This window comes from Acidovorax sp. GW458-11-26-14-TSB4 (assembly GCF_059423865.1).
Map to the genome: position 1 here is coordinate 16,773 of NZ_JBWKYR010000018.1, position 26,343 is coordinate 43,115.

General features: G+C 66.4%; 22 protein-coding genes, 5 tRNA genes and 1 pseudogene. 17 read left to right on the forward strand and 11 right to left on the reverse strand.

Going from position 1 to position 26,343, the window contains the following annotated elements:
- Window positions 1-96: 96 nt before the first annotated feature.
- The gene (locus AC07X5_RS25790) at window positions 97-1,047 is read left to right on the forward strand and encodes a LysR substrate-binding domain-containing protein (RefSeq protein WP_494772452.1); all 951 of its coding nucleotides are present in this window, start codon (window positions 97-99) and stop codon (window positions 1,045-1,047) included.
- Here AC07X5_RS25790 and AC07X5_RS25795 read toward each other — a convergent pair.
- Complete coding sequence (locus AC07X5_RS25795; RefSeq protein ID WP_494772453.1) at window positions 1,033-1,743, reverse strand: hypothetical protein; 711 nt, start codon at window positions 1,741-1,743, stop codon at window positions 1,033-1,035. The two genes, AC07X5_RS25790 and AC07X5_RS25795, sit on opposite strands and share 15 nt — an antisense overlap.
- Before the next feature lie 41 nt (window positions 1,744-1,784).
- A complete protein-coding gene (gene hpnC / locus AC07X5_RS25800) occupies window positions 1,785-2,696 on the reverse strand; it encodes a squalene synthase HpnC (protein ID WP_494772454.1) in 912 nt (303 codons plus the stop codon).
- A gap of 161 nt (window positions 2,697-2,857) precedes the next feature.
- Here hpnC and AC07X5_RS25805 point away from each other — a divergent pair, with 161 nt between their 5' ends.
- The 8 genes from AC07X5_RS25805 (at window position 2,858) to AC07X5_RS25840 (ending at window position 13,900) form a co-directional block, all read left to right on the forward strand.
- Window positions 2,858-4,063: an efflux RND transporter periplasmic adaptor subunit gene (locus AC07X5_RS25805; protein WP_494772455.1), complete on the forward strand. Its 1,206-nt coding sequence runs from the start codon at window positions 2,858-2,860 to the stop codon at window positions 4,061-4,063.
- A 9-nt stretch (window positions 4,064-4,072) separates the two neighbouring features.
- Window positions 4,073-7,255: an efflux RND transporter permease subunit gene (locus AC07X5_RS25810; protein WP_409956736.1), complete on the forward strand. Its 3,183-nt coding sequence runs from the start codon at window positions 4,073-4,075 to the stop codon at window positions 7,253-7,255.
- Between the two features lie 179 nt (window positions 7,256-7,434).
- Window positions 7,435-7,521 (forward strand) — tRNA-Leu (locus tag AC07X5_RS25815).
- 75 nt (window positions 7,522-7,596) lie between these two features.
- Window positions 7,597-8,907 carry a trigger factor gene (gene tig / locus AC07X5_RS25820; protein WP_409956738.1) on the forward strand — a complete coding sequence of 437 codons (1,311 nt, stop codon included), beginning with the start codon at window positions 7,597-7,599 and terminating at the stop codon, window positions 8,905-8,907.
- Window positions 8,908-9,028: 121 nt separating this feature from the next.
- Window positions 9,029-9,637 carry an ATP-dependent Clp endopeptidase proteolytic subunit ClpP gene (gene clpP / locus AC07X5_RS25825; protein WP_007855689.1) on the forward strand — a complete coding sequence of 203 codons (609 nt, stop codon included), beginning with the start codon at window positions 9,029-9,031 and terminating at the stop codon, window positions 9,635-9,637.
- Between the two features lie 203 nt (window positions 9,638-9,840).
- Window positions 9,841-11,106 (forward strand): ATP-dependent Clp protease ATP-binding subunit ClpX, encoded by a 1,266-nt coding sequence (gene clpX, locus AC07X5_RS25830; protein WP_494772456.1) that lies wholly within the window; start codon window positions 9,841-9,843, stop codon window positions 11,104-11,106.
- Window positions 11,107-11,250: 144 nt separating this feature from the next.
- The gene (gene lon / locus AC07X5_RS25835) at window positions 11,251-13,677 is read left to right on the forward strand and encodes an endopeptidase La (protein WP_494772457.1); all 2,427 of its coding nucleotides are present in this window, start codon (window positions 11,251-11,253) and stop codon (window positions 13,675-13,677) included.
- A gap of 147 nt (window positions 13,678-13,824) precedes the next feature.
- Window positions 13,825-13,900 (forward strand) — tRNA-Gly (locus AC07X5_RS25840).
- 207 nt (window positions 13,901-14,107) lie between these two features.
- Here the strand turns inward: AC07X5_RS25840 and AC07X5_RS25845 are convergent.
- The 4 genes from AC07X5_RS25845 to AC07X5_RS25860 all read right to left on the reverse strand — a co-directional run bounded on the left by AC07X5_RS25845 (window position 14,108) and on the right by AC07X5_RS25860 (window position 16,540).
- Window positions 14,108-14,767 carry a hypothetical protein gene (locus tag AC07X5_RS25845; protein ID WP_494772458.1) on the reverse strand — a complete coding sequence of 220 codons (660 nt, stop codon included), beginning with the start codon at window positions 14,765-14,767 and terminating at the stop codon, window positions 14,108-14,110.
- A 47-nt stretch (window positions 14,768-14,814) separates the two neighbouring features.
- Window positions 14,815-15,270 (reverse strand): hypothetical protein, encoded by a 456-nt coding sequence (locus tag AC07X5_RS25850; protein WP_494772459.1) that lies wholly within the window; start codon window positions 15,268-15,270, stop codon window positions 14,815-14,817.
- 215 nt (window positions 15,271-15,485) lie between these two features.
- The gene (locus AC07X5_RS25855; protein ID WP_494772460.1) at window positions 15,486-15,902 is read right to left on the reverse strand and encodes a hypothetical protein; all 417 of its coding nucleotides are present in this window, start codon (window positions 15,900-15,902) and stop codon (window positions 15,486-15,488) included.
- 20 nt (window positions 15,903-15,922) lie between these two features.
- Window positions 15,923-16,540 carry a hypothetical protein gene (locus AC07X5_RS25860; protein WP_494772461.1) on the reverse strand — a complete coding sequence of 206 codons (618 nt, stop codon included), beginning with the start codon at window positions 16,538-16,540 and terminating at the stop codon, window positions 15,923-15,925.
- Between the two features lie 85 nt (window positions 16,541-16,625).
- Here AC07X5_RS25860 and AC07X5_RS25865 point away from each other — a divergent pair, with 85 nt between their 5' ends.
- Entirely contained in the window at window positions 16,626-17,525 is a 900-nt protein-coding gene (locus AC07X5_RS25865; protein ID WP_494772462.1) for a LysR family transcriptional regulator, read from the forward strand.
- Here AC07X5_RS25865 and AC07X5_RS25870 read toward each other — a convergent pair.
- The 3 genes from AC07X5_RS25870 to AC07X5_RS25880 form a co-directional block, all read right to left on the reverse strand.
- Window positions 17,489-18,229 (reverse strand): aldolase, encoded by a 741-nt coding sequence (locus tag AC07X5_RS25870; RefSeq protein WP_494772463.1) that lies wholly within the window; start codon window positions 18,227-18,229, stop codon window positions 17,489-17,491. The two genes, AC07X5_RS25865 and AC07X5_RS25870, sit on opposite strands and share 37 nt — an antisense overlap.
- A 3-nt stretch (window positions 18,230-18,232) precedes the next feature.
- Window positions 18,233-19,237 carry a Bug family tripartite tricarboxylate transporter substrate binding protein gene (locus tag AC07X5_RS25875; protein ID WP_494772464.1) on the reverse strand — a complete coding sequence of 335 codons (1,005 nt, stop codon included), beginning with the start codon at window positions 19,235-19,237 and terminating at the stop codon, window positions 18,233-18,235.
- 123 nt (window positions 19,238-19,360) lie between these two features.
- A complete protein-coding gene (locus tag AC07X5_RS25880; RefSeq protein ID WP_494772465.1) occupies window positions 19,361-20,191 on the reverse strand; it encodes a helix-turn-helix domain-containing protein in 831 nt (276 codons plus the stop codon).
- A gap of 24 nt (window positions 20,192-20,215) precedes the next feature.
- Between AC07X5_RS25880 and AC07X5_RS25885 the strand changes: the two genes are divergently transcribed.
- The 5 genes from AC07X5_RS25885 to AC07X5_RS25905 all read left to right on the forward strand — a co-directional run bounded on the left by AC07X5_RS25885 (window position 20,216) and on the right by AC07X5_RS25905 (window position 22,284).
- On the forward strand, window positions 20,216-20,908 hold the full coding sequence (locus tag AC07X5_RS25885) for an aspartate/glutamate racemase family protein (protein WP_494772466.1): 693 nt from the start codon (window positions 20,216-20,218) through the stop codon (window positions 20,906-20,908).
- A gap of 49 nt (window positions 20,909-20,957) precedes the next feature.
- Window positions 20,958-21,031: transfer RNA gene (locus tag AC07X5_RS25890), tRNA-Cys, on the forward strand.
- A 125-nt stretch (window positions 21,032-21,156) separates the two neighbouring features.
- Window positions 21,157-21,675, forward strand: a complete 519-nt coding sequence (locus tag AC07X5_RS25895; RefSeq protein ID WP_494772467.1) for a DUF1697 domain-containing protein — start codon at window positions 21,157-21,159, stop codon at window positions 21,673-21,675.
- A gap of 353 nt (window positions 21,676-22,028) precedes the next feature.
- A tRNA-Gly gene (locus AC07X5_RS25900) sits at window positions 22,029-22,104 on the forward strand.
- Window positions 22,105-22,191: 87 nt separating this feature from the next.
- A tRNA-Leu gene (locus AC07X5_RS25905) sits at window positions 22,192-22,284 on the forward strand.
- 149 nt (window positions 22,285-22,433) lie between these two features.
- Here AC07X5_RS25905 and AC07X5_RS25910 read toward each other — a convergent pair.
- Window positions 22,434-22,991, reverse strand: coding sequence for a sensor histidine kinase (locus AC07X5_RS25910; protein WP_494772468.1), 558 nt, complete (start codon window positions 22,989-22,991; stop codon window positions 22,434-22,436).
- Window positions 22,992-23,041: 50 nt separating this feature from the next.
- Here AC07X5_RS25910 and AC07X5_RS25915 point away from each other — a divergent pair.
- Window positions 23,042-23,247 (forward strand): annotated as a pseudogene (locus AC07X5_RS25915) (tripartite tricarboxylate transporter TctB family protein); the annotation flags it as partial.
- Between the two features lie 12 nt (window positions 23,248-23,259).
- Window positions 23,260-24,774 (forward strand): tripartite tricarboxylate transporter permease, encoded by a 1,515-nt coding sequence (locus tag AC07X5_RS25920; RefSeq protein WP_494772469.1) that lies wholly within the window; start codon window positions 23,260-23,262, stop codon window positions 24,772-24,774.
- Window positions 24,775-24,963: 189 nt separating this feature from the next.
- Here AC07X5_RS25920 and AC07X5_RS25925 read toward each other — a convergent pair whose 3' ends face one another.
- Window positions 24,964-26,304 carry a methyl-accepting chemotaxis protein gene (locus AC07X5_RS25925; protein WP_494772470.1) on the reverse strand — a complete coding sequence of 447 codons (1,341 nt, stop codon included), beginning with the start codon at window positions 26,302-26,304 and terminating at the stop codon, window positions 24,964-24,966.
- Window positions 26,305-26,343: the final 39 nt, after the last annotated feature.

A 26,343-nucleotide genomic window follows, 5' to 3' on the forward strand; every position in this document is an offset into this window, starting at 1 on the left:
GCCCACAATGAGCAAATCTAACCAGTTGTGTCCTTGCATGGGCCCGATGCTACTCAGCGGCGGTGCAGACGACTATGGACAATAATTTGCACACCCATGAAATCAGCTCATGCCAAAAATGGTCCCGCCATTCCGGGTGCGCCGCGCCGCCTGCCGCCGCTGAACATGCTGCGCGCCTTCGAGGCGGCGGGCCGACTGCTCAGCGTCACACAGGCCGCGCAGGAACTCAGCGTGACGCAAAGCGCCGTCAGCCACCAGATCAAGGCGTTGGAGGAATGGCTGGGCGTGGCCCTGGTGCAGCGCCAGGGGCGGGGCCTGGCGCTCACGCCGGCGGGGGCGGCCTACCTGCCGGGGTTGACCGGCGCGCTGGACCTGATGGCCCGGTCCACGGCCGGCATAAAGCGGCCCATGCGGCGCAACACGCTGGCGGTGAACGCCACCTCCACCTTTGCCACGCAGTGGCTGATTCCGCGCCTGGCGGCCTTCTGCGCGCAGATGCCGGGGCTGGACGTGCAGCTCGTCACTACCGTGGGCCACCTCGACTTCGAGCCGGCGGACTATGACGTCTCGATCCGCTGCTTTGCCGATGGCGAGCTGGCGGCGCTGCAGCAGCGCACGCCCTGGCGCAACATCAGTGCGGGTGCGTTTCTTCCCGATGTGTTGACCCCTGTGTGCAGCCCCGCGCTGCTGGTGGGCGCCAAGGCCATCCAGGCGCCACGCGATCTGGCACGGCACACGCTGCTGCACAGCCGCTCGACCCCGCTGGTCTGGCAGCAGTGGCTGCGGGAGACGGGCACGCAGGGCATCCAGCCCGCCGGCGACCTGGTGTTCGACCATGCCCACCTGAGCGTGCAGGCCGCCATCCAGGGCCTGGGCGTGGCGCTGGGCAACCCGCGCTTTCTGGGCGAGGCGCTGGCCAGCGGGCTGCTGGCCATGCCCTTTCCGCAACTGCTTTCAGGCGACAAGCAGTACTACTGGATGCTGTCGCCGCGCGCTGCGCAGGACGCGGTTTCGCTCGCGTTCTGCGCGTGGCTAGGCGATGCGTAGTGCCAGCCGGCGTTGCACGAAGTACGCCGCCGCCGTGAGCAGCATCCATGTGATCAGCACATCCCAGAACGCCATCACCAGCCAAACCGGTGCCATGAGCGGGCCCGCGAGCGGAATGACGTAGAGCGCCAGCCGGTGCGTCCAGAAGCCCGGGGCCGACATGCAGGGCGATGAGAAGGGATCGAAGGTACCCGGCGAACAGCCCAGTGTGCCCAGAACCTCCCGGGCCACCTGGGTGCCCAGGATGGGCATGCCTAGGGCGATGCAAAAGCCAATGAGCCCGAGCAGCAGTGCCCAGAAGAGGGTGCGCGCTGCCCAGCGGGCCAGGCCGGCACCGGCCACGCCGGGGGCGGCGGCCTGGCTGCGGCTCGGTACCGCCACCGGCGCCGTGGCGGCGTTGCGCGCGGCCCGGCGCAGGCCCACGAGGGCCAGCACCCACAGTGCGATCAGCGCCCAGAAGTTGTGCAGCAGCACAAAGGGGTAGTCGGTCACGCCCCCGGCCGTGAGGAACGGGGTGAGGCGCATGCCCAGCGCATTGGACAGCCAGGCGCAACTGCGCAGCGCGGGGTTGGCATGCGGCTGGCAGTGCAGCAACTCCAGCAGGCGCTCGGCCACCACGCCGCCCACGATGGCAAAGCCCAGGCAAAAGAGGATCAGCCCCCACTGGAGGGCCTTGAAGAAATGCCGGTACGACAAAGTTTGCTTCCTCCCCTTCATGCCAGTGCTTGGCGCGGCTGCTACATCACCAGCGCCCGCCCCAGCATCACGCACCAGTCCCAGGGGTTGAGCTTGGGGCGGGTGTGCAGGCTGGCGCCCTTCAGGGCCTGCACCTTGTCCAGGATGCGCAGGCCGCCCTGCACCACCATGCGCAGCTCCCAGCCGGCGCGGCCGGGCAGGCGGTGCACCAGCGGGGCGCCGCGCAGCATGCTGGCGCGGGCCCAGGCCGCCAGCTCCAGGATGAGGCGGGCGTTTTCCGGCGTGCTGCGCAGTTCCAGCAGCTCGGTCTGGCAGGCGCCATGCGCGGCGCAGTCCTCGCGCGGCAGGTAGTGGCGCCCGCGCGGGATGTCCACGCTCAGGTCCTGCCAGAAGTTGGCCAGCTGCAGGGCGGTGCAGATGTCGTCGCTCTGCGCCAGGGCCTGGTCGCCGTTCACGCCGTACAGGTGCAGCAGCAGCCGGCCCACGGGGTTGGCCGAGCGGCGGCAGTAGTCCAGCAGCTCGGTGCGGTCGGCATAGCCCTCGGCATCGCGGGTCTTTTCCACGTCCTGGGCGAAGGCGCTCAGCAGGTCGGCCAGCAGCGGCACGGGCAGGCGGTGGCTTACCAGCACGGCCTGCAGTGGCAGGAACACGTCGGCCCAGCGGGGCGAGGGGGGGCGGCCTTCGGCAATGGCGGTGAGGTCGGCGTCGAACGCGGCCAGGTCGGCCAGGCGCTGGGCAGGCAGGGCATCGCCCTCGTCGGCGATGTCGTCGGCCGTGCGCGCAAACGCGTAGATGGCGGCGATCACCGGGCGCAGGTGCGGCGGGCACAGCAGCGAGGCAACCGGGAAGTTTTCGTAGTGCGTGACCGGCGAAGCCACGGCGGGCGCGCCCTGCAGGGCGGGGGAGAGCGGTGTCGCGGCGCTGGCGGGCGGGGTGGGCGGGTTAGGGTTCACGGCGGTGATTGTCGCTTGACAAGGCGGGGGCGTTTCCCATAGATTACTAACCAGTCAGTCAGTAACTTGTTGGTGCCAGTGTTTACCCTGACGCAGCTTGCAGGCTGCGGGGCGTGCGCTGGCTGTTTTCCGTGTCGGCTTTTTCATTCACCGGATTTTCCATGCGCACACCCTCCGCCTCGCGGCCCATCCACCGGCCCTCCAGATTCTTGTTGCTGGCGGCCTCGGCCCTGGTGCTGGCCGCCTGCTCCCAGCCGGCCCCGCCCGAGGAGCCGGTGCGCTCCGTCAAGCTGATGACGGTGGGCGTGGGTGCCCTGCAGTCGCAGGTGGAGTATGCGGGCGAGGTGCGTGCCCGCGTGGAATCGCGCCTGGGCTTTCGCGTGGCGGGCAAGATCGTGCAGCGCCAGGCTGAATTGGGCCAGCGCGTGAAGGCCGGTGACGTGCTGGCCCAGCTCGATCCGCGCGACTACCAGCTGGCCGCCGACTCGGCCCGCGCGCAACTGGCCTCGGCCACCACGCAGCGCGACCTGGCTGCGGCGGACTACAAGCGCTACCAGACGCTCAAGGACCAGAACTTCATCAGCGGCGCCGAGCTGGAGCGCCGCGACGCGACGCTGAAGGCCGCGCAGGCCACGCTGGACCAGGCGCGCGCCCAGCTGTCGTCGCAGGGCAACCAGGCCACCTACACGCGCCTGGTGGCCGATGTGTCGGGCGTGGTCACGGGCATCGAAGCCGAGCCGGGCCAGGTCGTTGCGGCCGGCACGCCGGTGGTGCGCATTGCGCAGGACGGCCCGCGCGACGTGGTGTTTGCCGTGCCCGAGGACAAGGTGGCGCAGATCGCCGTGGGTTCCGACGTGGCCGTGCGCGGCTGGTCGGGCGGCCCCGAGATGGCCGGCAAGGTGCGCGAGGTGGCGGCCAGTGCCGATGCGGCCACGCGCACCTTCCAGGTCAAGGTGGCCATCGAGGGCAAGGACGCTCCGGCGCTGGGCGCCACGGTGTATGCCCAGCCCAAGGTGCTGGGCCATGCCGGTGTGGTGGCCATCAAGCTGCCCACCAGCGCGCTGCGCCAGGAAGGCCAGGCCACGGCGGTGTGGGTGTACGACGCGGCCAGCAGCACGGTGAAATCGCAGGTGGTGCAGATCGCCACGGCCGACGGCAACGAGGCCGTGGTGGCCGGTGGCCTGACCCCGGGCATGCAGGTGGTGTCCACCGGCGTGCATGTGCTCTCGCCCGGGCAGAAGGTCACGGTGTACCAGCCCAAGAACAGCGTGGCCCCGGCCGCCAAGGCGCAGACGGCGGCTGGCAATGTGGCGCTGCCGGTGGCACCAGCAGCCTCGCCCGTGGCTGCGGCCCCCGCTTCCAAGTAAGGGCCCGCCATGAGCCAGATGCAACCGAAAGAGGGGTTCAACCTCTCCAAGTGGGCGCTCGACCACCCCGCGCTCACGCGCTACCTGATGGTGGTGCTGATGCTGCTGGGCTTTGCCGCCTATTTCCAGCTGGGGCAGGACGAAGACCCGCCTTTCACCTTCCGCGCCATGGTGGTGCGCACCTACTGGCCCGGCGCCACGGCGCAGCAGGTGGCCGAGCAGGTCACCGACAAGCTCGAGCGCACCTTGCAGGAGGTACCCTACGCCGACAAGATCCGCAGCTACTCCAAGCCCGGCGAGTCGCAGATCATCTTCCAGATCAAGGACTCGTCCAAGGCCAGCGAGGTGGCCAACGTCTGGTACACCGTGCGCAAGAAGATCGGCGACATGCGCTACACCCTGCCCGCGGGCATCCAGGGGCCGTTCTTCAACGACGACTTCGGCGACGTGTACGGCGTGATCTACGCGCTCGAATCCGAAGGCTTCAGCTACGCCGAACTCAAGACCTTTGCCGACGACGCGCGCCAGCAGCTGCTGCGCGTGCCCGATGTGGCCAAGGTCGAGCTGTTCGGGGTGCAGGACGAAAAGCTCTTCATCGAAATCTCGCAAAAGCGCCTGTCGCAGCTGGGCCTGGACATGAACCAGGTGCTGGCCCAGCTGGGCCAGCAGAACGCCGTGGAAGGCGCGGGCGCCGTGCAGACGCCGCTGGACCAGGTGCAGGTGCGCGTGGCCGGCCAGTTCAATGCGGTGGAAGACCTCGCGGCCATGCCGATCCGCGGCCCCTCGGGCGCGCAGCTGCGCCTGGGCGACATCGCCGAGATCAAGCGCGGCTATGTGGACCCGGTCGCCGTGAAGGTACGCCACCAGGGCAAGGAAGTGATCGCCCTGGGCGTTTCCATGACCAAGGGCGGCGACATCATCGCCCTGGGCAAGGCGCTGCATGCCGCCACCGACCGCATCGGCACCTTGCTGCCTGCGGGCGTGAAGCTGGTGAACGTGCAGGACCAGCCCAAGGCCGTGTCCACCTCGGTCAACGAGTTCGTGAAGGTGCTGATCGAGGCCGTGGTCATCGTGCTGGCGGTGAGCTTCATCGCCCTGGGCTTTCACAAGCGGCCCGGCAAGAACCCGCTGTGGAAGCGCTGGTACATCGACCCGCGCCCCGGCCTGGTGGTGGGCATCACCATTCCGATGGTGCTGGCCGTGACCTTCCTGGGCATGTGGTACTGGAACATCGGGCTGCACAAGATCTCGCTGGGCTCACTGATCATCGCCCTGGGCTTGCTGGTGGACGACGCCATCATCGCCGTGGAGATGATGGTGCTCAAGCTCGAAGAGGGCTATGACAAGGTGCGCGCCGCCACCTTCGCCTACGAGCTCACGGCCATGCCCATGCTCACGGGCACGCTGATCACGGCGGTGGGCTTTCTTCCCATCGGCATCGCCAAGTCGACCACGGGCGAGTACACCTTCGCCATCTTTGCGGTGACGGTGATCGCGCTGGTGCTCAGCTGGATCGTCTCGGTCTACTTCGTGCCCTACCTGGGGACCCTGCTGCTCAAGGTGCCGGCCCACGTGGCCCATGCCCAGGAGCACCATGGCGTGGAGGCCGGCGGGCACGAGGTGTTCGACAGCCCGTTCTACAACGCCTTCCGCCACCTGGTGACCTGGTGCGTGCGCCACCGCTGGATCACCATCGCATTGACCGTGGGCACGTTTGCCCTGGGCATCTTCGGCATGGGCAAGGTGCAGCAGCAGTTCTTCCCCGATTCGAGCCGCCCCGAGATCATCGTGGACGTGTGGTTCCCCGAAGGTACCTCCTTCGTGGGCAACGAAGAGGTGACCAAGCGCGTGGAAGCGCGCCTGCTGGCCGAGCCGGGTGTGACCACCGTGAGCACCTGGGTGGGTTCGGGCGTGCCGCGCTTTTACCTGCCGCTGGACCAGGTGTTCCCGCAGAGCAACGTGTCGCAGTTCATCGTGGTGCCGCAGGACCTGAAGCTGCGCGAGAGCCTGCGCATCAAGCTGCCCACCATCCTGGCGCAGGAGTTTCCCGAAGTGCGCGGCCGCGTCAAGCTGCTGCCCAACGGGCCGCCCGTGCCCTACCCGGTGCAGTTCCGCGTGGTCGGCCCTGATCCGCTGGCGTTGCGCGCCCATGCCGACGAGGTCAAGGCCGCGCTGCGCGAGAACGCGCAGATGCGCGGCGTGAACGACAACTGGAACGAGTCGGTCAAGGTGCTGCGCCTGGAAGTGGACCAGGCCAAGGCGCGCGCCCTGGGCGTGACCAGCCAGTCCATCGCCCAAGCGAGCAAGACCATCCTGTCGGGCACCACCGTGGGCCAGTTCCGCGAGGGCGACAAGCTCATCGACATCATGCTGCGCCAGCCGCTGGATGAGCGCAACGCCATCACCGACATCGCCAACGCCTACCTGCCCACGGCATCGGGCAAGTCGATCCCGCTCACGCAGATCGCCAAGCCCGTGTTCACCTGGGAGCCGGGCGTGATGTGGCGCGAGAACCGCGACTACGCCATCACCGTGCAGGGCGACGTGACCGAAGGCCTGCAGGGCGCCACCGTCACCGCGCAACTGCTGCCGGGCCTGCGCGCCATTGAGGCCAAGTGGCGCGAAGCCGGCCAGGGTGCCTACCGCATCGAGGTGGCAGGCGCCGTGGAGGAAAGCTCCAAGGGCTCGGCTTCCATCGCGGCCGGCATCCCGATCATGCTGTTCATCACCTTCACGCTGCTGATGCTGCAACTGCACAGCTTCAGCCGCGCGATGCTGGTCTTCCTGACCGGGCCGCTGGGCCTGGCCGGCGTGGCGGGCGCGCTGATTCTGCTCAACCGCCCCTTCGGCTTCGTGGCGCTGCTCGGCGTGATTGCGCTGATGGGCATGATCCAGCGCAACTCGGTGATCCTGATCGACCAGATCGAGCAGGACCGCGCCAAGGGCATCCCGGCCTGGGATGCCATCGTGGAATCGGCCGTGCGCCGGCTGCGCCCCATCGTGCTGACGGCGGCTGCTGCCGTGCTGGCCATGATCCCGCTGTCGCGCAGCGTGTTCTGGGGGCCGATGGCCGTGGCCATCATGGGCGGCCTGATCGTGGCCACGGTGCTCACGCTGCTGGCCCTGCCGGCGATGTACGCGGCCTGGTTCCGGGTGAAGCGGCCCGAGGACGAGCGCCTGACCACAGCCTGAAGCCAAGGCCCCGGCAATCCCCCTGCCCATGGCAGGGGGGATGCCTGGGCAGGGTAGATACCAGCACGCCATGGGCCTGCGGAAATTGGAGCACCCTGCTTTACAGGTTAAAATCAAAGGTTGACCGATTTCACACAGGCGGCGGGCATCCCTGCCGCCTGTCTGTTTGTTGTTGAACCGCGCGGGTGGCGAAATTGGTAGACGCACCAGGTTTAGGTCCTGACGCCAGCAATGGTGTGGGGGTTCGAGTCCCCCCCCGCGCACCAAAACCATGTGAAACCTTGCGGAATACTGCGCTGCAGCGAGCACGATCACATTCTTAGAGTCTTAGAGGAATAGCCATGTCCGTTACTGTTGAAACCCTTGAGAAGCTCGAGCGCAAGATCACGCTGAGCGTGCCCCTGACCGTGATCCAGACCGAAGTCGACACGCGTCTGAAGCGCCTGGCGCGCACCGTGAAGATGGACGGCTTCCGTCCCGGCAAGGTGCCCATGAACGTGGTCGCCCAGCGCTACGGCTATTCCGTGCAGTACGAAGTGCTCAACGACAAGGTGGGTGAAGCCTTTGCCGTGGCCGCCAACGAAGCCAAGCTGCGCGTGGCCGGCCAGCCCCGCATCACCGAGAAGGAAGGCGCTCCCGAAGGCCAGGTTACCTTCGACGCCATCTTCGAAGTGTTCCCCGAAGTCAAGATCGGCGACCTGTCGGACGCCGAAGTCGAGAAGCTGTCGGCCGAGGTGACCGATTCGGCCATCGACAAGACCATCGACATCCTGCGCAAGCAGCGCCGCACCTTCGCCCAGCGCGCCCAGGGCGCCGCTGCCGAAGACGGTGACCGCGTGTCCGTGGACTTCGAAGGCAAGATCGACGGCGAACCCTTCGACGGCGGCAAGGCCGAGGACTTCCAGTTCCTGGTCGGCGAAGGCCAGATGCTCAAGGAATTCGAAGAAGCCGTGCGCGGCATGAAGACCGGCGAGTCCAAGACTTTCCCGCTGGCCTTCCCTGCCGACTACCACGGCAAGGACGTGGCCGGCAAGACGGCCGACTTCCTGGTCACCGTCAAGAAGATCGAAGCCGCCAACCTGCCCGAAGTGAACGACGCCCTGGCCAAGTCGCTGGGCATCGCCGACGGCTCGGTGGAAGGCCTGCGCGCCGACATCAAGAAGAACCTGGAGCGCGAAGTCAAGTTCCGCCTGCTGGCCCGCAACAAGCAAGCCGTGATGGACGCCCTGGTCGCCAAGGCCGAGCTGGACCTGCCCAACGCCAGCGTGCAGGCCGAAATCGCCCGCCTGCTGGAAGGCGCCCGTGCCGACCTCAAGCAGCGCGGCCTGAAGGACGCCGACAAGGCCGAGATCCCTGACGACGTGTTCCGTCCGCAAGCCGAGCGCCGCGTGCGCCTGGGCCTGGTGGTGGCCGAGCTGGTGCGTGCCAACGAACTGCAGGCCAAGCCCGAGCAGCTCAAGGCCCACATCGACGAGCTGGCCGCCAGCTACGAGAAGCCCGAAGACGTGGTGCGCTGGTACTTCGGCGACCGCCAACGCCTGGCCGAAGTGGAAGCCGTTGTCATCGAGAACAACGTGACGGACTACGTGCTGGGCAAGGCCAAGGTGGTCGACAAGGCCGTGTCCTTCGATGAACTCATGGGCCAACAATAAGATTCGTGCGTGAACCGTCCCCTGCGGGTGGTTCGGCATCGGTCTGATACAAGGGGCTTGTGCTTTGACGCACAAGCCCCAATTCATTTCTGGGTACAGTACGCCCCTGACTGGAGAAAAAATGAGTTCACTGGATACACAAGCCCTGGGCATGGTCCCCATGGTCATCGAGCAGTCCGGACGCGGTGAGCGCTCCTACGACATCTATTCGCGCCTGCTCAAGGAGCGCATCATCTTCCTGGTGGGCGAGGTCAACGACCAGACCGCCAACCTGGTGGTGGCGCAGCTGCTCTTCCTGGAGAGCGAGAACCCCGACAAGGACATCTCGTTCTACATCAACTCGCCTGGCGGCAGCGTGACGGCCGGCATGGCCATCTACGACACCATGCAATTCATCAAGCCCGATGTGTCCACCATGTGCGTGGGCTTTGCGGCCAGCATGGGCGCCTTCCTGCTGGCGGCTGGCGCCAAGGGCAAGCGTTTCTCGCTGCCCAACTCCAAGATCATGATCCACCAGGTGCTGGGCGGCGCACGCGGCCAGGCGACCGACATCGAGATCCACGCCCGCGACATCCTGCGCACCAAGGACCAGATGAACCGCATCCTGGCCGAGCGCACGGGCCAGCCGCTCGAAAAGGTCAAGAACGACACCGAGCGCGACTACTTCCTCACGGCCGACGAGGCCAAGGAGTACGGCCTGGTGGACCAGGTGATCGCCCAGCGCCCCTGATCCGGGCGGCAGTCGGCGGCGTTCGTTTCCCTGAGAACCGGTTCCGGACACTTGCCCTGGCGTGGCGCTGGGGGTAAGTTCGGGATTTCCTGCAGCCACCGGGCATTGCCCGCTGGCGGGCAGGGCAGTTTTCCCGGGAGAGAACGCCGCTTTTTATTTGGTTATCATCTCCCGACAACTTTCAGTAACAAGGCATTGCCCCCATGGCCGAGAAAAAAGGCTCCTCCAGCGAGAAAACCCTCTACTGCTCTTTCTGCGGCAAAAGCCAGCACGAAGTGAAGAAGCTGATCGCCGGACCGTCCGTCTTTATCTGCGACGAGTGCATTGACCTGTGCAACGAAATCATCCGTGACGAGCTGCCCGCAGGCGACCTGACCAAGGACGCCAAGAGCGATCTGCCCACGCCCCTGGAGATCAAGTCCAACCTGGACAACTATGTCATCGGCCAGGACGTGGCCAAGCGCACGCTGGCCGTGGCGGTGTACAACCACTACAAGCGCCTGCGCCACAAGGACAAGGCGCACAAGGACGACGTCGAGCTGTCCAAGAGCAATATCCTCTTGATCGGGCCCACGGGCTCGGGCAAGACGCTCCTGGCGCAGACCCTGGCACGCATGCTGGACGTGCCCTTCGTGATGGCCGATGCCACCACGCTGACCGAGGCCGGCTACGTGGGCGAGGACGTGGAGAACATCGTCCAGAAGCTCTTGCAAAGCTGCAACTACGAGGTCGAGCGGGCCCAGCGCGGCATTGTCTACATCGACGAGATCGACAAGATCTCGCGCAAGTCGGACAACCCCTCCATCACCCGCGACGTGTCGGGCGAGGGCGTGCAGCAAGCGCTGCTGAAACTGATCGAAGGCACCATGGCCAGCGTGCCGCCCCAGGGCGGGCGCAAGCACCCGAATCAGGATTTCCTGCAGATCGACACGACCAACATCCTGTTCATCTGCGGCGGCGCGTTCGCGGGCCTGGAGAAGGTGATCGAAAACCGCACCGAGGCCTCGGGCATCGGCTTTGGCGCATCAGTCAAGAGCAAGAAGCAGCGTTCGCTGACCGAGGTGTTCACCGAGATCGAGCCCGAGGACTTGATCAAGTTCGGCATCATCCCCGAGCTGGTGGGCCGCATGCCTGTGGTGACCGCGCTGGCCGAGCTGAGCGAAGATGCGCTGGTGCAGATCCTGACCGAGCCCAAGAACGCCCTGGTCAAGCAGTACAGCAAGCTCCTGGCCATGGAAGGCGTGGACCTGGAGATCCGCCCCGCCGCGCTCAAGGCCATCGCCCGCAAGGCGCTGGCGCGCAAGACCGGTGCGCGCGGCCTGCGCTCCATTCTGGAGCAATCGCTGATCGGCACCATGTTCGACCTGCCCAACCAGAGCAATGTCGAGAAAGTCGTGGTGGACGAGTCCACTATCGAAGAGAGCAAGCCGCCGCTTCTCGTGTACCGGGAAGCAGCCAAAAAGGCCTGACATGTCCCCGCGGTGCATGCAAGTGCCTTGCATGCACCGCGCCTGGCTACGCCGCCATTCAACCCTTGTGCCAGCACGGCTGGGCACGGGGGTTGAAAATCCCCACATGTGGACCATATGCCACAGAGTTAACTGAGGATTTCCATGTCCGGACATACCCCCCTGCCAGCCACCCCCATCGACCTGCCGCTGTTGCCCTTGCGTGACGTGGTGGTGTTCCCCCACATGGTGATACCGCTCTTCGTGGGCCGCCCCAAGAGCATCAAGGCGCTGGAGCTGGCCATGGAGGCCGACCGCCGCATCATGCTGGTGGCCCAGAAGGCCGCCGCCAAGGACGAGCCCTCGGTGGCCGACATGTTCGACGTCGGCTGCGTCTCGACCATCCTGCAGATGCTCAAGCTGCCCGACGGCACCGTGAAGGTGCTGGTCGAGGGCCAGCAGCGCGCGCTGGTGGCGTCCATCGAGGATGCGGAGACGCACTTCACCGCCACCGTGACGCCGGTCGAGCCCGCCGCCGAGGCCAGCAAGCCCAGCGAGATCGAGGCCCTGCGCCGTGCGGTGATGCAGCAGTTCGACCAGTACGTCAAACTCAACAAGAAGATCCCGCCCGAGATCCTGACCAGCATCTCCAGCATCGACGACCCGGGCCGCCTGGCCGACACGATTGCCGCGCACCTGCCGCTCAAGCTCGAGAACAAGCAGATCGTGCTCGACCTGTCGGACGTGAAGGCGCGCCTCGAAAACCTGTTCGAGCAGCTCGACCGCGAGGTCGACATCCTCAACGTCGACAAGAAGATCCGCGGCCGCGTGAAGCGCCAGATGGAGAAGAACCAGCGCGACTTCTACCTCAACGAGCAGGTCAAGGCCATCCAGAAGGAACTGGGCGAAGGCGAAGACGGCGCGGACATGGAAGAGATCGAGAAGAAGATCAAGGCCGCCAAGATGCCCGCCGAGGCGCGCAAGAAGGCCGATGCCGAGTTCAAGAAGCTCAAGCTCATGTCGCCCATGTCGGCCGAGGCCACCGTGGTGCGCAACTACATCGACGTGCTCACGGGCCTGCCCTGGAGCAAGAAGACCAAGATCAAGCACGACCTGGTGAACGCCGAGGGCGTGCTCAACGAAGACCACTACGGCCTGGACAAGGTCAAGGACCGCATCCTCGAGTACCTCGCGGTGCAGCAGCGCGTGGACAAGGTCAAGGCCCCCATCCTGTGCCTGGTGGGGCCACCGGGTGTGGGCAAGACCTCGCTGGGCCAGTCCATCGCCAAGGCCACCGGCCGCAAGTACGTGCGCATGGCCCTGGGCGGCATGCGTGACGAGGCCGAGATCCGCGGGCACCGCCGCACCTACATCGGCGCATTGCCGGGCAAGGTGCTGCAGAGCCTCTCGAAGGTGGGCACGCGCAACCCGCTGTTCCTGCTGGACGAGATCGACAAGCTGGGCACCGACTTCCGTGGCGACCCGTCGAGCGCGCTGCTGGAGGTGCTGGACCCCGAGCAGAACCACACCTTCGGCGACCACTACGTCGAGGTGGACTTCGACCTGTCCGACGTGATGTTCGTCGCGACCTCGAACTCGATGAACATTCCGCCGGCGCTGCTCGACCGCATGGAAGTGATCCGCCTGTCGGGTTACACCGAGGACGAGAAGACCAGCATCGCCATGAAGTACCTGCTGCCCAAGCAGCTCAAGAACAATGGCGTGAAGGACGAAGAGCTGGAGATCACCGAGCCCGCCGTGCGCGACATGGTGCGCTACTACACGCGGGAAGCCGGCGTGCGCTCGCTGGAGCGCGAGCTGTCCAAGATCTGCCGCAAGGTGGTCAAGGGCCTGCAGCTCAAGAAGCTCGAGCCCAAGGTCATCGTCACCGCCGACAACCTGCCGGACTTTTTGGGCGTGCGCAAGTACACCTATGGCCGCGCCGAGGCGCAGAACCAGGTGGGCCAGGTGGTCGGCCTGGCCTGGACCGAGGTGGGCGGCGATCTGCTCACCATCGAAGCCGCCGCCATGCCCGGCAAGGGCGTGATCACGCGCACCGGCTCGCTGGGCGACGTGATGAAGGAATCGGTCGAGGCCGCCCGCACCGTGGTGCGCAGCCGCTCGCGCATCCTGGGCATCAAGGACGAGGCCTTCGAGAAGCGCGACATCCACATCCACGTGCCCGACGGCGCCACGCCCAAGGACGGCCCGAGCGCGGGCGCGGCCATGACCACGGCCTTCGTCTCCGCGCTCACGGGCATCCCGGTGCGCTCCGACGTGGCCATGACCGGAGAGATCACGCTGCGCGGCGAAGTTACCGCCATCGGTGGCCTCAAGGAAAAGCTGCTGGCGGCCCTGCGCGGCGGCATCAAGACCGTGCTGATCCCCGAGGAGAACGTCAAGGACCTGGCCGAGATTCCGGACAACGTGAAGAGCGGCCTGGAGATCGTGCCCGTGCGCTGGATCGACAAGGTGCTGGAAGTGGCCCTGGCCAGCCGGCCCGTGCCGCTGACGGACGAAGAGGTGGCCGCATCGGTGGCGCCGGCCCCTGAGAAGGCGGGTGCTCCGGCGGCGGACGGCCTCAAGCACTGACGGGACAGGGAAAGAAAGAAGTCGGTGGAATGAAGGAATCGCAAATTTTTCAGGGATTTTCCAGAGACCCCCAAAAAGTGCGCTACAATTCATTCCATCGCAGCACACAACGTACTAAACGATGTACAATGTAAGGCTTCGGTAAATGCGGGAATAGCTCAGTTGGTAGAGCGCAACCTTGCCAAGGTTGAGGTCGAGAGTTCGAGACTCTTTTCCCGCTCCATACATCGCAGGCTGCACGCCATGGCGTGCAGCAGGCAAACAAAAAGGATCCTTCGGGATCCTTTTTTGTTTTACGGACCTGGCTGAGCTTGTCTGCTTTCTGCGTGTGCCAAGCCTGCAGGCAGGTTCGCCAACGTCCTGTTCGCGCCAAATGCGCAATGCCCCTCAATTGGGGTCAACAGATGCGGATCCCTTGGTGGGCAGATGCTCAAGGGCCACCCCACGTGCAGCGAGCGAAACCGTGGATGGCGGTAATGCGTGCCCGGCGCGAATAGGTCCCTGCCGCAGAGCTGTCGCCGACCAGCACCGAGAAGTCCGATAGCTGTGCCGTGGCCTGGGCCTGCCAGCAATCGGCGCCAGCCAGCGTGCGCGGTGGGACCACGTTGTTGGCAGGCTGCGCCGAGTCCAGCTTGATGCGCCGGAAGTTGGCCCGAAAGAAGGGACCGGTGCCTTTGAAGGCCTCCATCCCAGGCCTGAACTCCAGTTCCCCGCCGTCGTTGGGCTCAAACCTCAGGGTGCCAGTCGCCAGGAGTTGCCCTGAGATTTCCACGGACCCGTAGAGGCTGGCATGGTCCAGGGAGACCCCCTTGGGCAGTCGTTCCGCCACGGGGCAATTGGCGGTGGCCGCATCACCCAGGGTGGCGATGAGGGTGTTGCCGCGCACCGACGTGACTGCGAAGCCTGAGGGCATCCGGGCCGTCAGCCGGGCGGGCTTGATGGTGCAATGCTCACTGCCCTGCGCGCAGATGAGGCGCAGGCAGTCCTGTGCGGCGGCGGGTTGCGGCGATGCTGCCCAGAAGAGCGGCAGAAACAGGGCGCCGTGCAGGACCATGGTGCGGCGCCTTGGCGCGTGGGGGCTTGCGGGCATGGTGGGAGCCTTTGAAACCGCTGATCGGGCAGGCCGCTGGCGCATTTCTATTTGAAGGTGCTGCTCAGGATCACCCACTCGATGCCGTCGCCATCGCCGCCCACGTCCTCGCGCGTGGCGATGTTGATGCCCAGCTCGGGGCAGTCCTGGCCATCGCCCAGCCATTGGGTGTCGCGCAGTTGCAGCTTGGCCGCCTTGAAGCGCTTCTTCACGTCGGCGAAGGTGGTGCCGCCGTGCAGCGGTGCACCCTGGTAGGCCAGCATGCCGCCCAGGAACTCGATGTCCTGCACCTTGTCGCCGGCGTCGTAGCGCACGCGGATGAAGGTGGACTTGTCGGCGCTCTGGAAGTCGTCCTCATCCTGGTAGCGGTCGGGCTTGGGAGGCACGAAGCCGGCGGCGGCCATGGCCGCACGCAAGGCCGCACGCGGCTGGCCGAAATCGATCTTCAGGGCGCCGCAGGAGATGCCTTGGCGGGGCAGGAGTTGCCAGGTGGAAGGGCTCATGTGCTTGCTGCAGGGAACGGCCGGGCCGGCGGCGGTAGTGCGGGTGGTGCCCTGTGCCTGAACCCCCGTGCTGCACAGCAGCAGGGCGAAGCAGCACAGCAGTGGAGCGCAGGAACGGGATGGAAGGAGCACGCGGGCCTCTGGATCGGCGTGGATTTGGGGCTCCAAGCATAGCGGCCTTGTGTGATCACAGGGCACGGTGAAAGGGCTTTGCGTCAACCCGCGTGGCTGGCAAAGCGCACGATGCGCCACTGGCCCGGTTCTGCTTGCCGCAGGGTGATGCCGAACAGGCAGGGGCTGCCCTGGAACTCCACGGTGACCTGGGGCTCGTCCACCTCGCGCCCGGCGAGCCAGCGCCGCAGGCGGTTGCCATGGGACTGGAAGGGCAGGGTGTAGCCCACCTGTGCGGGCGGGCACAGCTGGTGGGCCGCATGGGCCTGGAACTGCTCCAGCGTGGTGCCGGTGGCCGCGTTGCGTGCCGTGCGCGCATGGGCAGCGGCGAAGCGGCCTTGCTCCACGTCGCGCACGAAGGCCTGGGCTTCGGCGATGGCGCCTGACGGTGTGTGTGGCTGGTGCGCCAGCCACCAGAGCGCACCCCCCAGGGTGGGCACGGCCAAGGCCAGCACTGCCATGGCGCGAGGGCGTTGCCGGGTCAGGACACCCACCAGTCCGCCACCAGAAAGGGCCGTGGCTGCCCCGGCACGGACACCATGATGTGCCCGCGCCCGCAGGTGGGACCGCAGCGCGTGCCCAGGTAGCGGATGGAGACGGCGGCCACCGCCTCCTTGGCTGCGCCGGGCGCCAGCACCGTGGCCTGCCCGCGCTCCAGGTGGGCCAGCAGCACCGACTGGTCTTCCCCGTCCAGCGCCTGCGTGACCTGGATGCAGCCATGGGGGGTATCCCGGGCGGTGCCTGCGGCCTCCAGCAGGGCGGCGGCGCGGCGCCCTTCGATCAGTGCCATGCGCTCGGCCTCGGTCTTCCACTGCGTGGGCTTGGCCGCGGCCTGGCGCGCCAGGGCATCGCGGTCCAGCAGCACGGTGACGCCGTTCAACTGCACCGACAGGCAGGACGCCGGTGCCCGTGGGCGCTGGGCCACGCTGCGGGTCTCGTCCACCTCGGTGCCGGCCGGTGGGCGTTCGGGTGGCGTGCTTGCGCCGTGGGCCGTCATGCAGGCACCCAGGCCCATGGCCAGCACCAGGGGCGCAAGCAAGCGCCAGGTGCCGGGGCGCGTGGGGTGACAGGTCTGCTGGGTGGCGGATGCATGGCGCATGGCGATGGTGGGTGGTGAGGCTGGGGACGGGCAGGGTCATTCTAGGGGCCTGCAGATTCGCCGATGGCTGCATAGAATCGCTGCGATGCACGACAAGGACCGCCTGCTGCGCACGTTTTTGCTGGTGGCCCAGGGCGGCTCGCTGCAGAAGGCTGCGGACAAGCTCGGCCTCACCCAGCCGGCGGTGAGCAAGCAGATCAGCGCGCTCGAATCCTTTCTCGAATGCGCCTTGTTCACGCGCCATGGGCGCGGCATGGCGCTCACCCCTGCGGGCCAGCGCCTGGCGCAAAGCGTGGCCGAGCAGTTCGCGCTGCTCGACGCGGCGCTGGACACGGCACGCTCTGCCGCCGACGCGGTGCGCTATGTGCGCATCGCCAGCGTCAACACCCTGGCAGCCTACCTGCTGCCGCCCGTGGTCGCGGCGCTGCGTCAGGCCCATCCGGGCCTGGTCGTGCGGCTGGACACGGCCAGCTCTCCAGATGTGGTGGACCAGGTGGTGCGCGGGCAGGCGGACCTGGGCATGGTGTACGACCTGGCGGTGAACACCGATGCGGTGCAGGTGCAGCGCCTGTACCACGAGGAGATGTGTGCCTATGGCCTGCTGCCGCAGGGGGCGCAGGCCGTGCCGCTGACGGTGGCGGAGCTGGCACGGCGCCCGCTGATCGTGCCGCCCCGGCCCTATGCGCTGCGGCGCGTGATCGACCGCGAGCTGCCCGGACCGCTGGCCATCGCCGCCGAATGCAGTTCGGTCAGCGCCTCGCTGGACCTGGCGGCGGCCGGCGTGGGCCTGGTCATCCTGCCCAGCGCGCTGCCCGAGCTGGCCGTGGCCCCGCGCGGCCTGGCCCGGTTTGCCATTGCCGATGCCGATCTGGGCCGGCAGGTGGTGGTGATCCACCGCGCCGGCCCCAGGCCGCCGCAGGCGCTGGCGGCGGCCCTGCAGGCCATCGTTCAGTTGGCGGCGCGTGCCGCCTGGCGTGCCCAGTAGTCGAAGGTGCCGTTGACGATGGCGCTCTGGAGCAGGAAGTCGTGCGCCTCCTGCGCGGCCGCGGGCTCCACGGGCTGCAGCGGGCCGATGGCCAGGGCATCCAGGCACATGCGGGCATTGCGCTCGGCAAACACGTTGAGGTAGACGGCCTCCTGCAGCGTGGCCCCGGTGCAGACGATGCCGTGGTTGACCAGCAGGGCCGAGCGCCGGCCCGCCAGCGCGCCCGAGATCAGCGCACCCTCGTCGTCGCCCGTGGGCACGCCCGGCCAGTGCGCCAGGTAGCCGCAGTCCTCGTGGAACACGGCAGCGTCCATGTGCGCCACGGGCATGGGGATGCCCAGCATCGACAGGGCCGACAGGGCTGGCGGGTGCGTGTGCACGATGGCGCGCACGCCGGGGTGGTGGCGGTAGATCCAGCTGTGGAAGCGCACGCCAGGGTTGGCCTTGCCGCGGCCCTCCAGGGTGGCCAGGTGCTCGTCGATGAGCAGGGTGGAGGATTCGCCTGCCTCTTCCAGCCCGGTGCCCAGGGCCAGGGTGAACATGCGCGACGAATCGCCATCGCGCACGGTCACCTGGCCGGCCAGGCCGCAGGCGTGGCCCTGGTGGGCCAGGATGTGGCAGGCGTCCACGAAGGTGTTGCGCGGGTGGGCATCGCGCATGCCGCTGCCCGCAACGGGATCCAGGTGCAGGGTTTTTTCTTGCATGGCTCAGTTCTCCAGCGTGATGCCGCGCTCCTTGATGAGGGCGCGGTTGGATTGCAGCTCCGTGCGCATCAGTGCGCTGAAGTCCGCTGGGGTGGTGGCAAAGGGGGAAAAGCCCAGGGCCTGCATGCGTGCGGCGAACTCGGTGCTGGTGACGACGGATTCCAGCGCGCTGGCCAGGCGCGCTGCGGCATCGGCCGGCATGGCGGCCGGGGCCACCACGCCCACCCAGGGGGCGAATTCGAAGCCCTTGAGTCCGGACTCGTGGAAGGTGGGTACGTCCGGCATCAGCGGGCTGCGCTCCAGCATGGCCATGGCAATCGCCTTCACCTTGCCGGTCTTCTGGTACTGGCTGGCCAGGTTGGTGTCGATGAAGGTCAGGTCCACATGGCCGGCCACCACATCGGCCAGCGCTGGCGCGCCGCCGCGGTAGGGGATGTGCGTGACGAACACGCCCGAGCGTGCCTTGAAGGTCTCGAAGGCCAGGTGCGGCGGGCTGCCCACACCGGCCGAGCCATAGGTCAGCTTGGCCGGGTGGGCCTTGGCGTAGGCGATCAGTTCGGCCGGCCGTGCTGCGGCCGCGATGCCGGGCTGGGCCACCATCACCAGCGGGATCTTGGCCACTGTGCCGATGTAGCGGAAGTCCTTGGCCACGTCATAGGACACTTTGGGCTGCAGCACCGGGTTCACGGCCAGAGCGCCGACGTCGAGCAGGCCGATGCTGTAGCCGTCCGGCGCGGCGCGGGCAATGGTCTCGGCCGCCAGCATGCCGCCCGCGCCAGGCCGGTTGTCCACCACCACCGGCTGGCCCAGGCGGGTGGCCAGCCGCTCTGCTGCCAGGCGTGCAATGGTGTCCACCGCGCCGCCTGGGGCCTGGCCGATGACGATGCGCACGGGGCGGCTGGGGTAGCGGTCTGCGGCGGTGGGCGCTGGCTGCGCGAAAGCGGGCAGGGCGGTGCCCATCAGGCTGGCCAGCACCAGCACGGCAAGGGGGCGGAAGCGGGATTTCATCGGTGTACCTCGGGTGGGGAGTGGGGCCGCCGAAGCGGTCCATGCAGTCTAGGTACGGCCTTTGGATCGAGGCAGGGGCACGGGGGCAACTCCGCCATGACGGGGAGTTATGGCTCGCGCCGGTCAGCGGCGGGTGCGGCTGCGGTAGGTGGTGGGTGTGGTGCCGAATGCCTTGCGAAAGGCGGTGCCCATGTGCGACTGGCTGGCGTAGCGCGCGGCTGCCGCCACATCGGCCAGCGTGCCCTGTGGCGCCGCATCCAGCAGGTGGCGGGCGCGCTGCAGCCGGCGCTCGTTGACGTAGGCGTGGGGCGTCATGCCGGTGAGCTGCTTGAAGTGGCGCAGAAAGGCCAGCGGCGTGAGCTGCAGCCAGCCGCCCATGGCGGCGAGCGAGAGATCTTCGTCGGGGTGGCCGATCTCGTCGTCGATGCGTTCGAGCACGCGGGCGTACGGTGGCCGCAGCTCGGCCAGGGCGCAGGGCATGGCGGGGGCCGATTGCACGGTGTCGAGTCCGGCCAGCAGGCTCTGCACCAGGGGCTCCAGCGCTGCGGGCGGTGCCTGGCGCACCAGCAGGCCGCGCAGGGCCAGGGCCTGGCGCAGCAGGGCGGGTGGGGCGGTGCGCTGCGGGCGCGTGGGTGCCCTGTCCATGCCATCGGCAGGGGCCGCCTCCCAGCGGATCACGAGGTACTCGCCGCCTGTGGCCGACTCCGAGAACACGTCCAGTCCTGGCGGGGTGTACGACAGGGTGCCCATCCAGGTGTCGAAGTCCGTGCGCCGGTCCGTGCCGATGGCGTGCACGCCTCTTTGCCGCTCCAGCGCCATGCCCAGCGAGGCACGGTGCGGGTTGTCGCGGGCACTGTAGGGCGCACGCGCGAGCAGTTCCACGGTGAGGCTGGGGGCACCGGCCTGTGCGGCTGAAATTCCGTGATAGACGATGGAGTGCACGCTGCGGATCATGGCACTTTTGCAAAGGAGAGTGTCGTGAAGACCATTGGCCTGATCGGTGGCATGAGCTGGGAGTCCACCGCCGAGTACTACCGCCTCATGAACCAGGAGGTGCGCGCGCGCCTGGGCCCGCTGCGCTCGGCGCAGGTGCTCCTGCACAGCGTGGATTTCGGGCCCATCGCCCAGGCCCAGCACGAAGGCCGCTGGGACGACGCGGGCGAGTCGCTGGCCGAGAGCGCGCGCCGCCTGCACGCCGCCGGGGCCGACGCCATCGTGCTGTGCACCAACACCATGCACAAGCTGGCCGGCACCATTGCCGCGGCCACGCCGCTGCCTTTTCTGCACATTGCCGCGCCCGTGGGCGAGGCTGCACGCGCGCGCGGCCTGCGCAAACTGGGCTTGCTGGCCACGGCCTTCACCATGGAGCAGGCGTTCCTCAAGGACACGCTGGTGCAGGACTACGGCCTCACGGTTGCCACGCCCGACGCGCCCACGCGTGCCGAAGTGCACCGCGTCATCTACGAGGAGCTGTGCCAAGGCATCGCGCGCGAGAGCTCGCGCGCCTTCTACCTGAAGGCCATCGCCGCTCTGCAAGCCCAGGGTTGCGAGGCCATCGTGCTGGGCTGCACCGAGATATCACTCCTGGTGCAGCAGGCCCATAGCCACCTGCCGCTGCTGGATACCACGGCCCTGCATGCCAAGGCGGCGGTCGACTTTGCGCTGGCGTGAAGGCCGCTGGCAAACCTGTTTGCAAATTCGGTTAGAATCTGAGGCTCACGGCGCGATAGCAAAGCGGTTATGCCCCGGATTGCAAATCCGGTTAGACCAGTTCGACTCTGGTTCGCGCCTCCAGATTTCTCTTGCCAGTATTGAAAGCCTGCTATTGAACCGATAGCAGGCTTTTTTGCTTTCGGTGCCTGGACAGGGAGCTCCGCCCGGACGGCAGTAGACTTTTGCCAAACCACTCCGGAGTGACTGTGGAACGCTATGTCGCTTTTCTGCGGGGCGTCAGCCCCATGAACTGCAAGATGCCGGAACTCAAGCGCTGTTTCGAGGCTGCCGGCTTTTTCGATGTGAAGACGCTTCTGTCCAGCGGCAACGTGGCGTTTTCGGCCAAACCCGAGATCGTTCCCATCCTGGAAAGTGCCGCAGAAGCGGCCATGGAGGAACACCTGGGAAGGGTTTTCCAAACCATCGTCCGACCGTCTTCCTTCCTTCAGCGGCTTGTCGAGCGGGAGCCGTTCGCGGATTTCAAGTTTCCCGCCAACGCGAAGCCCGTCATCACCTTTCTTCGAAGGCCCCATGAAGGCGAGGTAGTGCTGCCCCTGGAGCAGGCGCAAGCCTCCATCTTCAAGCTGGAGCGCACGGAAGTGTTTTCAGCCTACGTGCCGGACGAGAAGGGCGTCGCGCTCGGGGCCCTGCTGGAGAAAAAATTCGGCAAGGCCATCACGACGAGAACGCTGGAAACCGTTCGAAAGTGCGCGGCCTCTTCTTAGCGTGATTTCAGGACGGTGTCAGGCGGCCTGCCCCGGCCTGCACGGGCGACTTGCGCCGGTCCGATCCGGCTGCAGGCTCCAGCGTGGTGGGGTACTGGTGCAGGGGCCCCACGGGAGTCGGTTCCGTAGTAGCATGCAAGTGCCGCAGCACCAGCGGCTTCCTCCCTCGTACGCACCACGAGTTCAAGCCCGCCTCCATACGGGCTTTTTTCCGCGTGCTGCACGCATGCCGGGCAGCGGGTCTCGCGCTTGGAGCAAAATTTTTGCGTCACAGTTTGCAAGCCCCAAAAATGGCGCTATAATTTGAGTCTTGCTGATGCAGACTGACGGTAACGACGGTAGCGCAGCAAAATGCGGGAATAGCTCAGTTGGTAGAGCGCAACCTTGCCAAGGTTGAGGTCGAGAGTTCGAGACTCTTTTCCCGCTCCAGTATTCAAAAGGGAAGCTTCGGCTTCCCTTTTTCGTTTACGCTGAACGCAGGCCACGCCACGGGCATGGCCCTGCATGTCCAGCGGCGCCCCGATGGTGAAATTGGTAGACACTGCGGACTTAAAATCCGCCGCATTCCTGAAAAGGGGCGTGCCGGTTCGACCCCGGCTCGGGGCACCAGCTAACGATCTTCAGCTATCAATTGAATAGCTGACGTTTCGCAAGCCTGGAAACATTTTCCCAATTCATTTTTTCCCTGTCTTTGGGCGTTGTGCGGGTGGGCGATGGCGGTGCACCAGGGCCTGCCTTGCGAAACAGATGCTGAGAACTCAGGGGCTCTCGGTGGGCGCAGACGCCGGCAACCAGATGCTGGCGACCAGGCCAGGGACTGGATGTACCGGGTCCAGGGCGAGCCGCCCGCCCATCAGCTGCGCATAGCGCGCCACCATGGACAGGCCCAGCCCGGCGCCCTGGCCCAGGTGCACGCCTGCCTCGCCTTGCGCCCAGCGCTGCCGCAGGCGCTCCGCCAGTGCGCCATTCACCCCGGGGCCGTTGTCGGCCACGCTCAGCACGGCGTGCTCGCCACGCACCTGCAGCGCGACGGTGATGCGCGGTGGGTGGCCGCGCCCGTAGCGCAGTGCGTTGTCCAGCAGGTTGTTCAAGATGCCTTCGAGGAGTGCGGCGTTGCCGCGTACCTCCACGGTGTGCTCCAGGCCTTCGGCCCCCAGGTCCACGCCCATGGCGTCTGCGCGCGGCAAAAAGCGCAGCAGCACGTCGCGCACCAGGGTGTCGTGGTCGCCGGCGATGAGGCGGCCGTCGTGCCCGTACACCGCAAACCACACGGTCTCGCTCTGGTCGAAGCGCAGCAGGTCCACCTCGCGCGGCATGAGGTCCAGGCGCGGGGTTGCGGCGCCCTGGCCGCTGCGGTCCTGCAGGCATCGCCATCATCCTCGCCAGCCTGTGCGGCTTCGCGGCCCTGTCGGACTTCGTGAACATGATCGCGGGCATCGTCTTCCTGGTGTTCTGCGCGGGTTTTGCGGGCACGTCCTACTCGGCGTGCGCAACCTCAAGATCGCCGCGGTGCTGCTGTGCATCGCCTTCATGTTCCAGAAGCTGCTGGGCGTCAGCCTGCCGCTGTACTGATACGAGGCCGCCATGGACGTTCTCCACAACCTCGCGTTCGGCTTCGGCCACGCACTGACCTTGCAGAACCTGATGTTCTGCGCCCTGGGCTGCACCGTGGGCACCCTGGTGGGCCTGCTGCCGGGCCTGGGCCCGCTGGCCACCATCAGCCTGCTGCTGCCGCTGACCTATTCCATCGACACCACCGGTGCATTGATCATGCTGGCCGGCATCTACTACAGGGCGCAGTACGGCGACAGCGTGAGCGCCATCACCATGAAGATCCCGCATGCCAGTTCCATCGTGGCGTGTATCGACGGCTACCGGATGACCTTGAAGGGAAAGACGGGGCTTGCCCTGTTCACCGCGGGGGTCTCCAGCTTCATCGGCGGCACCGTGGCCATCGTGGTGCTGGCCTTCCTCGCGCCCAGCCTGGGCGAGGTGGCCTTCCTGTTCGGCCCCGCGGACTACTGCGCGCTGATGCTGGTCGGCTTCGTGTGCGTGAGCTTCGTCACCACTGGCAGCCTGCTCAACGGCCTGGCCATGTGCATGGTGGGGGTGCTGCTGGGCTCGGTGGGTACCGACGTCAACAGCGGCCTGGCGCGCTTCACCTTCGACATGCCGTTTCTGGCCGACGGTGTGGGTATCGTGAGCATTGCACTGGGCTGCTTCGGCATTGCCGAGATCGCCAAGAACCTCGACTCGCGTGAAGAGCGCTCGCCCTTCAATGGCAAGATCAAGCTCATCCCCACCTGGCCCGAGTTCAAGCGCATCATCCCCAGCGCCCTGCGCGGCAGCGTGGTCGGCTCCATCCTGGACATCCTGCCCGGCGGCGGCCCGGTCATCGCCCAGTTCGCGGCCTATGCCCTGGACAAGAAGGTCAGCAAGTACAAGCACGAGATCGGCAGCGGCTGCATCGAAGGCGTGGCCGGCCAGGCCGCGGCCGACGAGGCCGCCGCGCGCACCAGCTTCATCCCGCTGATGAGCATCGGCATCCCCGAAAACGCCGTCATGGCGCTGATGATGGCGGCCTTCATCATCAAGGGCATCCAGCCCGGTCCCAACATGATCGCCGGCCACCCCGAGCTCTTCTGGGGCCTAGTGGCCAGCATGTGGATCGGCAACTGCTTCCTGCTTGTCCTGAACGTGCCGCTGGTGCGCTACTGGCTGTCGGTGTTCAAGATCCCGTACAACGTGCTCTTCCCGGCCATCCTGTTCTTCTGCTGCATCGGCACCTACAGCATCAACAACAACCTGGACGACGTGTTCATCACCTGTGCCTTCGGCGCCCTGGGCTACCTGTTCATGCGGCTGGAGATGGACCCCTCGCCGCTGATGCTGGGCTTCATCCTGGGCCCCATGCTGGAGGAGAACTTCCGCCGCTCCATGCTGCTATCGCGCGGCAGTTTCGAGGTGTTCGTGAACCGCCCCATCAGCGGCACGCTGCTCGGCCTGATCGCCGTGTTCATCCTGTGGCAGACGGTGGCCTTCTTCCGGCAGCGCGGCAGTGGTGCCAAGGTTCTGCAGGCAGAGCCAGCGGCGACCTAGCTTAAAGCTGCGACTGTTGAGTCCAGCGCTGGCTTTTTCGGGTCTTGTGGATGAGGGTGTTCGGTAGCTTCGTATTCAGTTTTCTCATGCGGAATCGCATTCAAACGGAAAACCAGGCGGGAGCTGCAGAAATTGCCCTGGCACGGCAACGCGACCCAGGCATGGCTGGCGTTTGAAGGCAATTCCGTATCAGTGGCGAGAAACCGCTGTTTCCAGCAATTCCATCGCATGGTGCACTGCGCCCATCCGCTTGCTTTGCGCGTGGGCTGCTTGCACGATGTCCCCCATGGCGTTGGATGCGTGCGTGGCCGATGCCTGAATGACGTCCATGATGCTGCCCGTGGCCTGCACGTGGGCGTCGCCATCGCGCACCCGCTGGGTCGATGCCGCAATCAAGGTCTTGATCTCCTGGGCCGCGCCAGCGCTTCTCTGGGCCAGGCTTCGGACCTCGTTGGCCACCACGGCGAAGCCTCTGCCCTGGTCGCCGGCACGAGCGGCTTCCACAGCCGCGTTGAGTGCCAGCAGATTGGTCTGGAATGCGATGCCGTCGATCAAGCCGACGATCTCTGCAATGCGCTGCGAGTCGCTGCGTATGGCACCCATGGTTTCCACTGCATCGGCGGTGGCGCTGGTGCCAGCGTGGGCCACCTGCAGCATTTTCTGGGTTTGCTGGTGCGCTTCGTTGGCTTTGCTTGCGCTTTCGGACACCAGTGCATTGAGCTGTTCGAACGCGATCTGCAAGGTGTGGGTGGCTTCGAAGCGCGCCGTGATGTCGGTCGCGTACTTGACGACCTTGAACGGCCGCCCCGTGCCATCCATGACCGGGTTGTAGCTCGCTTCGATCCATACCGATTGCCCGTTCTTGCCCACCCGCTGGAATTGACCGGAATGGACATTGCCAGAACCAAGGCGGTGCCAGAAGGCCTGGTAGTCAGACGTATTGCGCTGTTCGGGTGGTACGAACATGCGATGGTGCCGCCCCACGATCTCGCGCTCGTCCCGATACCCCATGGCGTCGAGAAAGTTGCGGTTGGCTCGCATGATGGTGCCGTCCAGTCCGAACTCGATGACGGCCTGCGCACGGTTGATTGCCATCAACTGGCTTTGTGCTTCAGCATCTGCCAGAGCCTGTGCGGTGATGTCCATCGCGTACTTCACGACCTTGACGACCGTACCGTCCTCGCGTACGACGGGGCTGTAGTTGGCCTGCAGCCAAATGTCGCGGCCATCGCCACGCAGGCGCCTGCAGCGGCCGATGAAAGCCTCGCCCCGCTTGAGCTTCTTCCAGAACTCCGAATACTCTGCGGATTGCGCTTCCTGGGGATCCACAAAAATCCGGTGGGGCTGGCCGGCAATGTCTTTCAATGCGTAGCCCATCGCATCCAGGAAATTGTCGTTCGCAGTCAGTATCACGCCTTCGGGAGTGAATTCGATGACTGCCTGATTCCCATACAAGGCGCGGAGCTGGCGGCGCATCATGCGGCTGCCAAAGACGGTTCGCAAGAACCCTGAGGGAATGGACTTTCTCATGGAAACACCTGGTTGCAATTCTGGAGGTCGTAGGGTATT